Annotated in this window: 10 protein-coding genes; 9 read left to right on the top strand and 1 reads right to left on the bottom strand. The window is 67.3% G+C overall.

Annotated features, from left to right (window positions below; translation table 11 throughout):
• Window positions 1-53 precede the first annotated feature (53 nt).
• Window positions 54-2,117, bottom strand: coding sequence for a 3-hydroxyacyl-CoA dehydrogenase NAD-binding domain-containing protein (locus R1L06_RS19950; RefSeq protein ID WP_049401338.1), 2,064 nt, complete (start codon window positions 2,115-2,117; stop codon window positions 54-56).
• Between the two features lie 235 nt (window positions 2,118-2,352).
• Here R1L06_RS19950 and rpoE point away from each other — a divergent pair, with 235 nt between their 5' ends.
• From rpoE to recO, 9 genes are all read left to right on the top strand, one after another.
• Window positions 2,353-2,973: an RNA polymerase sigma factor RpoE gene (gene rpoE, locus R1L06_RS19945; RefSeq protein ID WP_010482816.1), complete on the top strand. Its 621-nt coding sequence runs from the start codon at window positions 2,353-2,355 to the stop codon at window positions 2,971-2,973.
• A complete protein-coding gene (locus R1L06_RS19940) occupies window positions 2,970-3,857 on the top strand; it encodes a sigma-E factor negative regulatory protein (protein ID WP_317218565.1) in 888 nt (295 codons plus the stop codon). The genes rpoE and R1L06_RS19940 overlap by 4 nt, the downstream gene beginning before the upstream one ends.
• Window positions 3,858-3,931: 74 nt before the next feature.
• Entirely contained in the window at window positions 3,932-5,467 is a 1,536-nt protein-coding gene (locus R1L06_RS19935; protein WP_317218564.1) for a DegQ family serine endoprotease, read from the top strand.
• 179 nt (window positions 5,468-5,646) lie between these two features.
• Window positions 5,647-7,440: a translation elongation factor 4 gene (gene lepA, locus R1L06_RS19930; RefSeq protein ID WP_032129849.1), complete on the top strand. Its 1,794-nt coding sequence runs from the start codon at window positions 5,647-5,649 to the stop codon at window positions 7,438-7,440.
• Between the two features lie 54 nt (window positions 7,441-7,494).
• Window positions 7,495-8,289 carry a signal peptidase I gene (gene lepB, locus R1L06_RS19925; protein WP_032129848.1) on the top strand — a complete coding sequence of 265 codons (795 nt, stop codon included), beginning with the start codon at window positions 7,495-7,497 and terminating at the stop codon, window positions 8,287-8,289.
• A 52-nt stretch (window positions 8,290-8,341) separates the two neighbouring features.
• Window positions 8,342-8,725 carry a DUF4845 domain-containing protein gene (locus tag R1L06_RS19920; protein ID WP_010482821.1) on the top strand — a complete coding sequence of 128 codons (384 nt, stop codon included), beginning with the start codon at window positions 8,342-8,344 and terminating at the stop codon, window positions 8,723-8,725.
• Complete coding sequence (rnc, locus tag R1L06_RS19915; protein WP_032129847.1) at window positions 8,715-9,395, top strand: ribonuclease III; 681 nt, start codon at window positions 8,715-8,717, stop codon at window positions 9,393-9,395. The genes R1L06_RS19920 and rnc overlap by 11 nt, the downstream gene beginning before the upstream one ends.
• Window positions 9,392-10,288: a GTPase Era gene (gene era, locus R1L06_RS19910; RefSeq protein WP_010482823.1), complete on the top strand. Its 897-nt coding sequence runs from the start codon at window positions 9,392-9,394 to the stop codon at window positions 10,286-10,288. Before rnc ends, era begins: the two co-directional genes overlap by 4 nt.
• Before the next feature lie 18 nt (window positions 10,289-10,306).
• Window positions 10,307-11,026 (top strand): DNA repair protein RecO, encoded by a 720-nt coding sequence (recO, locus tag R1L06_RS19905; protein WP_032129846.1) that lies wholly within the window; start codon window positions 10,307-10,309, stop codon window positions 11,024-11,026.
• The last annotated feature ends 181 nt before the right edge of the window (window positions 11,027-11,207 follow it).

The following is an 11,207-nucleotide window of genomic DNA, read 5'->3' as shown; positions in this document are numbered from 1 at the left end:
GGCCAGCGGCCGGCACTACCGCGGGTGCCGGGCCGCAGGCCCGGCCGATCAACTCACACCACCGGTTCGCGCAGGGCGGGGTTGTCCCAGCCCGGGCGCGGTGCGAAACGGTCACCATGGCGCTGCTGCAGCGCCTTCAACCGCTCGACGATCGCGTCGGCACCCACTGCGCGGATGTGCTGGATCGGACCACCGCGGAACGGTGCGAAGCCGGTGCCGAAGATCACGCCGGCATCCAGCAGGTCCGCATCCGCCACCACGCCTTCGTGCAGGCACGCCACCGCTTCGTTCAACAGCGGCAGGATCAGGCGGTCCTCCAGATCGGCCGGGGCCTGGTAATCGCTGGCCACGTCCGGCTTCTTCGGCTTGCCGTTCTCCCAGGTGTAGATGCCCTGGCCATCCTTCTTGCCGCGCTTGTCCGGTTCCACCGTCTGCAGCGCGGCCGGAATCTGCAGGCCCAGGAACGGTGCCAGTTCGCGGCCGACACCGGCGGCTACGTCCAGGCCCACGGTATCGATCAGTTCGATCGGGCCCATCGGCATGCCGAACTTCACCGCCGCCCTGTCGATCACCGGGCCCGGGATGCCTTCGGCGTAGGCAGTGGCGGCTTCCAGCATGTACGGGAACAGCACGCGGTTGACCAGGAAGCCCGGGCTGCCGGCCACCGGCACCGGGAACTTGCCCAGTGCCTTGCAGAACGCGGCCAGGCGACGTTCGGTCTCAGGCGCCATGCCGTCGTGATGGATGATTTCCACCAGCGGCATCTGCGCGACCGGGTTGAAGTAGTGCAGGCCAGCGAACTGTGCCGGGCGCTGGATGTGGTCGCGCAGCTCCACCAGCGGAATCGACGAGGTGTTGGTGGTCAGCAGCGCATCCAGCTTCATCTTCGGTTCCAGCGTCTGGTACAGCGCGCGCTTGGCTTCCGGGTTCTCGATGATCGCCTCGATCACCAGATCGGCCTCGGCCACGCCGCTGCCTTCCAGGTCGGCACGCAGGCGCGCGGCCACCGCGGGACGCTTGCTCTCGTCGCGCACCTTCTTGGCGAACAGCGCCTGCGCGCGTTCCATGGCCGGGTCGATGAAGCGCTGCTCGCGGTCCTGCAGGGTCACCTCGAAGCCCTTGTAGGCGGCCCACGCGGCGATATCACCGCCCATCACGCCGGCGCCGACCACGTGCACGTGGCGGATGCCGGAATCACCACCGCCGAGGCCCTTCAGGCGCTCGGTCAGGAAGAAAATGCGGATCAGGTTGCGCGCGGTCGGCGTGCTGGCCAGCTTCACCACGGCACGCCGCTCGGCATCCAGGCGTGCCTGGATCGGCTTGCCGCCGCTGCGCTGCCAGGTGCTGATCAGCGCGTAGGGCGCCGGGTACTGGTCCTTCTTGGCCTTGCGCGCGACCTGCTTGACCATCTGCGGTGCCAGCAGGGTGCGGGCCAGCCAGGTGTTGGTGGCCCAGGCCGTCGCGCGCTGCTTGAACGGGCGGGTGGTGCCGGACAGCGCCAGCGCGACGGCGGTGTCGAGCACCACCGCCGGTGCCACCACCTTGTCGACCAGGCCGATGCCGCGCGCGGCCGAGGCCGACAGGGTCCGGCCGGTCAGCATCATGTCCATCGCCGCCGGTGCGCCGACCAGCTGAGGCAGGCGCGCGCTGCCACCCCAGCCCGGGAAGATGCCCAGCTGGGTCTCCGGCAGGCCGATGCGGGTGCTGCTGTCATTGGAGGCCACCCGGTAGCGGCAGGCCAGCGCCAGCTCGGTACCGCCGCCCAGGCAGTGGCCGTGGATGGCTGCCACGGTCGGGCAGGGCAGTTCAGCCAGCTTCTGGTAGGTGGCCTGGCCGCGACGGATGGCGTCGTTGACGGTGCCGCGGCGGTCGAACTCCTGGAACTCCTTCAGGTCGGCACCGGCAATGAAGCCGGCCTTCTTCAGCGACTGGATCACCACGCCCTTGGGCGGGTCCAGTGCAATGCGCTCGAGCAGGTCGCCCAGTTCCAGCAGCACGTCCTGCGACATGGCGTTGACGCTGCTGTCCTGACGATCCAGGGAGAGAACCACCACGCCGTCGTCGCGGATCTCGGGGTGCCAGTGGCTGAAGCGGAGACCATCGAAGCCTGAGAGCATGGACGTTCCATCCGGTTGTGTATGGAGAAGCGGCTATGATCCAGAGGTTGTTTCCCCCGCGTCAAATCCCAATAGCAGGGGAGTGGCGACCCCGGATCCATGGCCGTGGACCGGGACGCTAACGGAACGGTGGTTAAAAGCTGGTGCGGCGCCAGGTGATCGGCGACTGAACTTTTCCCGGGATTGGCAGTCTCATTGCCCGACGTCGGTTGGGCTGACAGGAGTGCGGCCCCTCATGGCCGATGTTGATACACCTCAGGAGCTGGATCTGGAACTGGTCCGGCGCGTGCAGCACGGCGAGAGCGCCGCGTTCGATGTCCTGGTGCGCAAGTACCAGCATCGCGTGGTGGCCCTGGTCGGTCGCTACATCGCCGACTGGAGCGAATGTCAGGACGTCGCCCAGGACACTTTCATCCGTGCGTACCGCGCGATCGGAAGTTTCCGCGGCGATGCCCAGTTCTCAACCTGGTTGCATCGAATCGCCGTGAATACCGCCAAAAACTACCTGGCTTCACACAATCGCCGGCCGCCGACCGATGACATCGACATCGGTGACGCCGAACAGTTCGACAGCGGGACGCGCCTGCGCGACACCGATACGCCCGAACGCGAGTTGATGCGCCAGGAACTGGAACAGACGGTGATGAAGGCCGTCAATGCGCTGCCGGAAGAACTCCGGTTGGCGATCACCCTGCGCGAGGTGGAAGGCCTGAGTTACGAAGATATCGCGCAGAAAATGGGGTGCCCGATCGGCACCGTGCGTTCACGGATCTTCCGGGCGCGCGAGGCGATCGACACCGAACTCCGGCCGCTGTTGGACATCGGCAGCGCCACCCGTGAGAAGAGCCGCGTATGACCAGTAATCCGTTCAACGAATCGCAGAACCACCAATCGCCCGCCGGGCAGCGCCTGGACCAGCGCCATCGCGAACAGCTGTCGGCTCTGGTCGATGGCGAGCTGGGCGCCGACGAAGCGCGCTTCCTGCTGCGCCGGATGGAGCACGACCCCGAGCTGGCCGGCTGCCAGGAACGCTGGCAGCTGCTGGGTGACGTGATGCGCGGGCAGGCCTCGGCGCTGGCGCCGGCCGGCTTCAGCGCGGCCGTGGCCGCCGCCATCGCTGCCGAACCGGCGCCGCAGGCCGAGCCGCGCCGCGAGGTGCGCCGCAGCGGTTGGCGGGCCTGGGGCGGTGGCGCCGCACTGGCCGCCTCGGTGGCGGCGGTGGCGCTGTTCATGGGCGGCGAGAAGCTGAAGGAAGCCACCCCGGGCGGGCCGTTGGCACCGCAGGTGATCGCCAGCCAGGCCGAACTTGCGCCCGCACCGGCGCCGACGACGCCGGCTCCGGTAACCGAAGCCTCGGTGGATACCGCCGCAATGGCCGTGGCCGGTGTACCGGCAGTGGCCATGGCCGCGGCCAGCCGACGCCAGGACACCCGTCGCGCCAGCGCTACCCGCAGCCAGCAGGCCGCGCGTGCCGCCCAGCGCGAGGACATGCCGCAACGCGCCGTGGCCGCCGCACAGGCGCCGCTGACCCCGACCGTGCCGGCCAATGCCAGCCGCAACATGCCGTTCGGTGAGGTTGGTGGCCTGCAGGCGCGACCGTGGCCGCGCTCCAGCCTGGCGCCCGCTGCCGGTGGCGCGCTCAATGCGAGCTTCCCGGCCCACGCCGGTGGCGCCGCGTTCTACCCGTTCGAGCCGCGCCTGCAGGACGACCTGCCGGTGCCGCCGCGCCCGCGCGACTGAGCCGGGCGCTTTCACGCCCCGCCGTCGGCGGGGCCCGTATTCCTCTTTCCATCCGATCCGGAGGTTGCCGTCCGATGACTCCCCGACTCCGCACGCAGGCCATGGGCCTGCTGGCCCTGACCCTGCCGTTGGTGGCCTGCGCGCAGGCCCCGGCTCCGGCCGCCCAGACGCCGGCCGCGCCGGCCGCCGCGCCGCGGGCCCCGGCCCAGCCGCTGGTCACGGGCCTGCCTGACTTCACCAATCTGGTCGAACAGGTCGGGCCTGGCGTGGTCAACGTCGACACCACCATCGTCCGCAACAACCGCCAGGCCTCGCGGGGCCCGATGGGCGGCGACGATGACATGCCGGAGTTCTTCCGCCGCTTCTTCGGCCCGGATTTCCCGATGCCGGGGCAGGGCCCGGGCGGTCCGGACGGTGGCCCCAGCATCAAGGGCCGCGGCATGGGCTCGGGCTTCATCATCTCGCCCGATGGCTATGTGCTGACCAACTACCACGTGGTGGCCGATGCCAGCGAGGTGAAGGTCAAGCTGGGTGACCGCCGTGAGTTCACCGCGAAAGTGGTGGGCAGCGACCAGCAGTACGACGTGGCACTGCTGAAAATCGACGGCAAGAACCTGCCGACCGTGCGCGTTGGCGACTCCAACTCCCTCAAGCCGGGTCAGTGGGTGGTCGCGATCGGTTCGCCGTTCGGCCTCGACCACTCGGTCACTGCCGGCGTGGTCAGCGCCCTCGGCCGCAGCACAGGTGGTCCGGACCAGCGCTACGTGCCCTTCATCCAGACCGACGTGGCGATCAACCAGGGCAACTCCGGTGGCCCGCTGCTGAACACCCGTGGCGAAGTGGTCGGCATCAACTCGCAGATCTTCTCCGCCTCGGGCGGCTACATGGGCATCAGCTTCGCGATCCCCATCGACCTGGCGATGAGCGCGGTCGAGCAGATCAAGAAGACCGGCAAGGTCACCCGTGGCCAGCTCGGCGCGGTGGTGCAGGAAATCGACGGGCTGAAGGCGCAGGCGATGGGCCTGCCGGACAGCCGCGGCGCCCTGGTCAACCAGATCGTGCCGGACTCGGCTGCAGCCCGGGCCGGGGTGAAGATCGGTGATGTGATCCGTTCGGTGAACGGCGCGCCGGTCAACAGCTGGTCCGACCTGCCGCCGCTGATCGGCGCGATGGCACCGGGCAGCCGGGTCACCCTGGGCGTGATCCGTGATGGCAAGCCGCGCGACCTCAGTGCCACCCTGACCGCACTGACTGAAGACGGGCAGGCCGGTTCGCGTGGCCCGGCCACCGGCGACAGCGATGCGGCTCCGCAGGCCGGCGCCAATGCCCTGCTGGGGTTGGACGTCAGTGATCTGACCGCACCGCAGCGCAAGCAGCTGGGCCTGGAATCGGGCGAAGGCGTGCGCATCACCGGGGTCAAGGGCCAGGGCGCGCGTGATGCGGGCCTGTCTCCGGGCATGGTGATCCTGCAGGTGGCCAGCACCCAGGTCGGCAGCGTGGACGCGCTGAACCGTGCGCTGTCCAGCTACAAGAAGGGCGACGTGGTGATGCTGCTGGTGCGCACCGGCAGCGGCAACAGCGCGTTCGTCGCGGTCAAGGCCGGCCAGTAAGGCCTGCCGGGGCCGCTTCGGCGGTCCCGGCTTTTCCCCGAAGCCCCGCCCTGGCGGGGCTTCGGCCATTCCAGGCCCGGTCCGATGAGGCCGTTTTCGCGGGCGGGCGCCGGGCATGCGATAATCGACCGTTACCCTGACGACGCCGCGCGCCGCCGCCACCTATGTCTTCTGATTCGATGCGGAACATCCGCAACTTCTCCATCATCGCCCATGTCGACCACGGCAAGTCCACGCTGGCCGACCGCATCATCCAGCTCTGTGGTGGCCTGCAGGCCCGCGAGATGGAAGCGCAGGTGCTCGACTCCAACCCGATCGAGCGCGAGCGTGGCATCACGATCAAGGCGCAGTCGGTGTCGCTGCCGTACCTGGCCAAGGACGGGCAGACCTACCATCTGAACTTCATCGACACCCCCGGCCACGTCGACTTCTCCTATGAAGTCAGCCGCTCGCTGGCCGCCTGCGAAGGCGCGCTGCTGGTGGTCGATGCGGCCCAGGGCGTGGAAGCGCAGTCGGTGGCCAACTGCTACACCGCCGTGGAGCAGGGCCTGGAAGTGGTGCCGGTGATCAACAAGATCGACCTGCCCACCGCCGACATCGAGCGCGCCAAGGCCGAGATCGAGGCCGTGATCGGCATCGACGCCTCCGACGCCGTGCCGGTCAGTGCCAAGACCGGCCTGAACGTGCAGGACGTGCTGGAAGCGATCGTGCATCGCATCCCGCCGCCGAAGCCGCGCGACACCGACAAGCTGCAGGCGCTGATCATCGACTCCTGGTTCGACAACTACCTGGGTGTGGTCTCGCTGGTGCGCGTGATGCAGGGCGAGATCAAGGCAGGTGACAAGCTGCAGGTGATGTCCACCGGCCGCAACCACCAGGTCGACAACGTCGGCGTGTTCACCCCGAAGCGCAAGGTGCTGCCGGCGCTGCGTGCAGGTGAAGTGGGTTGGGTCACCGCCAGCATCAAGGACGTGCACGGTGCGCCGGTTGGCGACACCCTGACCCTGGCCGGCGACCCGGCACCGAAGCCGCTGCCGGGCTTCCAGGAAATGCAGCCGCGCGTGTTCGCCGGCCTGTTCCCGGTCGATGCCGAAGACTACCCGGACCTGCGCGAAGCGCTGGACAAGCTGCGCCTGAACGATGCCGCGCTGCGTTTCGAGCCGGAAAGCTCCGAGGCGATGGGCTTCGGCTTCCGCTGCGGCTTCCTCGGCATGCTGCACATGGAAATCGTGCAGGAGCGCCTGGAGCGCGAATACAACCTGGACCTGATCAGCACCGCGCCGACGGTGGTGTATGAAGTCCTGAAGACCGATGGCTCGATCATCAACATGGACAACCCGGCCAAGCTGCCGCCGGTGAACCAGGTCGAGGAGATCCGCGAGCCGATCATCCGTGCCAACGTGCTCACCCCCGAGGAGTACATCGGCAACATCATCAAGCTGTGCGAAGAGAAGCGCGGCAGCCAGATCGGCATCAACTATCTGGGCAGCCAGGTGCAGATCAGCTACGAGCTGCCGATGGCCGAGGTGGTGCTGGACTTCTTCGACAAGCTGAAGTCGGTCAGCCGTGGCTATGCCTCGCTGGACTACCACTTCGTGCGCTTCGACGCAGGCCCGTTCGTGCGCGTGGACGTACTGATCAACGGTGACAAGGTCGATGCACTGTCGCTGATCGTGCACCGCAGCCATGCCGACCGTCGCGGCCGCGAACTGTGCGAAAAGATGAAGGACCTGATCCCGCGCCAGATGTTCGACGTGGCCATCCAGGCCGCCGTTGGCTCGCAGATCATCGCCCGTACCACGGTCAAGGCCATGCGCAAGAACGTGCTGGCCAAGTGCTATGGTGGCGACGTTTCACGCAAGAAGAAGCTTCTGGAAAAGCAGAAGGAAGGCAAGAAGCGCATGAAGCAGGTCGGCCGCGTGGAGATCCCGCAGGAAGCGTTCCTGGCCGTGCTGCAGATGGACAACAAGTAAGCCCGCACCGGCCCTGCGGGGCCGGTCGTCTGGTGACGTTGCAAAGGACCCTGAATGAAACTGTTTGAGATCCTCCTGGTCGTGCTGACCCTGGCCTCGGGCCTGATCCTGCTCGCGGACAAGCTGTACCTCGCCAAGCGTCGCGCCCAGCGCGCGGGCCTGCTCGATTCCGAGCCGGTGCTGGTGGACTACTCGCGTGCGTTCTTCCCGGTGCTGGCGATCGTGCTGATCGTGCGCAGCTTCATCGCCGAGCCGTACAAGATTCCGTCCAGCTCGATGATGCCGAACCTGCTGATCGGCGATTTCATCCTGGTCAACAAGTTCTCCTACGGCCTGCGCCTACCGATCAGCAACACCAAGTTCGTGCCGGTGGGCGAGCCCTCGCGTGGTGACGTGGTGGTGTTCCACTTCCCCGGCCATGGCGAGAACGATCCGGCCAAGGGCGAGAACTTCATCAAGCGCGTGATCGGCGTGCCGGGCGACACCGTGGTCTTCGAAGGCGACGGCGTGATCCTCAACGGCGAGCCGCTGAAGTACGACAACAAGGGCATCTACGCCGGCCACAAGGGCCAGGGCGAGGGCGCCAACCTGCTGGTCGAGCACCTGCCGGGCCGCACCCACACGGTGCTGGAGACCGACTATCCGCGTGGCCAGGGCCAGTGGACCGTGCCGGCCGGCAAGTACCTGGTGATGGGCGACAACCGCGACAACAGCGACGATGGCCGTTTCTGGGGCCTGCTGCCGGAAGAGAACCTGCGTGGCAAGGCGTTCCTGATCTGGCTGAACTGCCAGGGCTGGTTCTGCAAGGATGGCTTCGAGCCGTCGCGGATCGGCTCGAGCATCAACTGAGCGGGCACCAACTGAGTATTTTCACATCCAACGCGTATCTGGGGAGAACGCAATGAAGACGATGAACACGCAGCGTGGCATGACCCTGACCTCGTTCCTGACGGTCCTGATCGTGGTTGGCTTCTTCCTCTACATCGGCATGAAGCTGTTCCCGATGTACCAGGAGTACTACGCGGTGCGCTCGGCGATGAAGAGCCTGGCCAACGAGCCGGGCGTGGGCAGCATGGAGCCGGCGCGCATCCAGGACCTGTTCTTCAAGCGCCTGTACATCAACTATTCGGACAACGTGAAGCCGGCCAACGTGAAGTTCGACCGTCGCGACAATGGCTGGACCCTCAAGGTCAACTACGAAGTGCGCCGTCAGCTGATCGGCAACCTCGATGTGGTTGGCAAATTCGATTCTTCCCAGGACCTGACACGAAGCGGTGCCCAGTAAATTCATCCAACGTGGCGACCTGATCGGTCATGCCTTCAGCGACCCGGCCCTGCTCAAGCAGGCGCTGACGCATCGCAGTGCCGGTGCGCCGCACAACGAGCGCCTGGAGTTCCTCGGCGACAGCATCGTCAACATGATGGCGGCCGAGGCGTTGTACCGACGCTGGCCCAAGGCTGACGAAGGCGCGATGACCCGTGCCCGTGCCGAGCTGGTGCGTGAAGGCGCGCTGGCGGTGATCGGGCGCACCCTGGAACTGGGCGAGCGGCTGACCCTGGGCCCCGGCGAAATGAAGTCCGGTGGTCATCGCCGCGATTCGATCCTGGCCGACGCGGTGGAAGCCGTGGTGGCCGCGATCTACCTGGATGCCGGCTTCGAGGCCTGCCGGGCGGTGGTACTGCCCTGGTTCAGCGCTTCGATCGAGGCACTGCCGGCTTCCGGTCGGCCCGAGAAGGACCCCAAGACCCGCCTGCAGGAATGGCTGCAGGCCCGACAGAAGGCGTTGCCGCAGTATGAACTGGTGTCAGAATCCGGTGACGACCACGCCAAGCACTTCCGGGTACGCTGCAACGTAGCCGACCCGGCCGCCAGCACCGAGGGCGAAGGCGCCTCGCGGCGGCTTGCCGAACAACAGGCGGCTGCAGCCGTCCTAGAACAACTGGATTCCAAGTGAGCGAACAAACTTCCCATCATTGCGGCAGCGTGGCCGTCATCGGCCGCCCGAACGTGGGCAAATCGACCCTGACCAATGCCCTGGTCGGCGCCAAGGTCAGCATCGTTTCCAACCGCCCGCAGACCACGCGCCATCGCCTGCTGGGCATCGCCACCTATCCGGAAGGCCAGCTGGTGCTGGTCGACACCCCCGGCCTGCACAAGGTGCAGAAGCGGGCGATGAACCGGGTGATGAACCGCGCCGCGCGTGGCTCGCTGGAAGGCGTCGATGCCGGCCTGCTGGTGATCGAAGCTGGTCGCTGGGACGAGGAAGACAGCCTGGCCTTCAATGTTCTGCGCGACGCCGGTATCCCGGTGGTGCTGGTGGTCAACAAGATCGACCGGCTGAAGGACAAGGGCGCGCTGCTGCCGTTCCTGCAGGAAGTCACGGCCGGCCGCGATTTCTCGTCGGTGCATCCGATCTCGGCGCAGAAGCGCAACGGCCTGGAGGCACTGGTACGCGACGTACTGGCGCTGCTGCCGGAAGCGCCGCCGATGTTCGGCGAAGACGAGATCACCGACCGCAGCCAGCGCTTCCTGGCCGGCGAACTGGTGCGTGAACAGCTGATGCGCCAGTTGGGCGAAGAGCTGCCGTATGCCACCACCGTGGAAATCGAGCGCTTCACCGAAGATGGCAACCTGCTGCGCATCGGTGCGGTGATCTGGGTCGAGCGCGAGGGCCAGAAGGCGATCGTGATCGGCAAGGGTGGTACCCGCCTGAAGGAGATCGGGGCCAAGTCCCGCCTGCAGATGGAGCGCCTGTTCGGGGCCAAGGTGTTCCTGGAGACCTGGGTGCGCGTGCGTGAAGGCTGGTCCGACGACGAGGCCGCACTGAAGGCCTTCGGTTACGAGTAAGCCGTTGCAGTCGCTTCGATGATGATCGAGGACGACACCGGCTTCGTGCTGCATGCACGGGCCTATCGCGAGACCAGCCTGCTGGTCGAAGTGCTGAGCGCGCAGCATGGCCGGATCGGCCTGCTCGCGCGTGGCGTATCCACCGCCAAGGGACAGGTGCTGCGCGCGGCCCTGCAGCCGCTGCAGTGGATCCGCTTCAGTGCCCAGCAGCGGGGCGAGTTGGCCCAGCTGCGGGGTGCCGAGGCACTGGATGCTGCCCCGCGCCTGGTCGGCCAGGCGATGCTGGCCGGCTTCTACCTGAGTGAATTGACCCTGCGCCTGGCCCCGCGCCAGGACCCGCTGCCGGAGTTGTACCTGGCCTACGGCGAGGCACGCGCGCGGCTGGCCGTGGGCGCCGGCCTGGCCTGGACCCTGCGCCGGTTTGAGCGCGAGCTGCTGTCTGCGCTGGGCCTGGGTTTCGATCTGGACAGCGCCAGCGACGGCCAGCCGATCGACCCGGCCGCGCGCTACGAACTGGACCCACAGGAAGGCGCGCAGCGCCTGCTCAGCGAGCGCGGTGGGGAACGCCGGGCGGCCGCGACGGGTTCTGCGCTGCTGGCGCTGGCCGCCGATGAAGAGCCCGATGCCGCCGACCTGGCCAGCCTGCGCCTGCCGATGCGGCGGGTGCTGGCCCATCACCTGGGGCCACGAGGACTGAAATCCTGGGAAATGCTCGAGCAGCTCGCTCCCAGGCGTTGAGGGGTGTTCGGCAGGGCTTGCAGCCCTGCACCTGCCGAATCAACGTCAACGTCAACGTCAACTGCAAAAGCTGGCTATCCGTGGGTAGGCGGGGTGGGTCCGGTTGCGGGAGACGCCGTAAACCCATCCATGGGGGCTTGGCCGCGGCATCCATGCCGCGGACACTCCCGCAACCGGACCC

Source organism: Stenotrophomonas mexicanensis, from assembly GCF_032911605.1.
GTDB lineage: Bacteria > Pseudomonadota > Gammaproteobacteria > Xanthomonadales > Xanthomonadaceae > Stenotrophomonas > Stenotrophomonas maltophilia_A.
This window is presented reverse-complemented; position numbering and strand designations above follow the sequence as displayed.

What these genes read in the sequence shown, in the direction of transcription:
- R1L06_RS19950 (WP_049401338.1), bottom strand. Translation starts at nt 2,117, where the DNA reads ATGCTCTCAGGCTTCGATGGTCTCCGCTTCAGCCACTGGCACCCCGAG.
- rpoE (WP_010482816.1), top strand. Translation starts at nt 2,353, where the DNA reads ATGGCCGATGTTGATACACCTCAGGAGCTGGATCTGGAACTGGTCCGG.
- R1L06_RS19940 (WP_317218565.1), top strand. Translation starts at nt 2,970, where the DNA reads ATGACCAGTAATCCGTTCAACGAATCGCAGAACCACCAATCGCCCGCC.
- R1L06_RS19935 (WP_317218564.1), top strand. Translation starts at nt 3,932, where the DNA reads ATGACTCCCCGACTCCGCACGCAGGCCATGGGCCTGCTGGCCCTGACC.
- lepA (WP_032129849.1), top strand. Translation starts at nt 5,647, where the DNA reads ATGCGGAACATCCGCAACTTCTCCATCATCGCCCATGTCGACCACGGC.
- lepB (WP_032129848.1), top strand. Translation starts at nt 7,495, where the DNA reads ATGAAACTGTTTGAGATCCTCCTGGTCGTGCTGACCCTGGCCTCGGGC.
- R1L06_RS19920 (WP_010482821.1), top strand. Translation starts at nt 8,342, where the DNA reads ATGAAGACGATGAACACGCAGCGTGGCATGACCCTGACCTCGTTCCTG.
- recO (WP_032129846.1), top strand. Translation starts at nt 10,307, where the DNA reads ATGATGATCGAGGACGACACCGGCTTCGTGCTGCATGCACGGGCCTAT.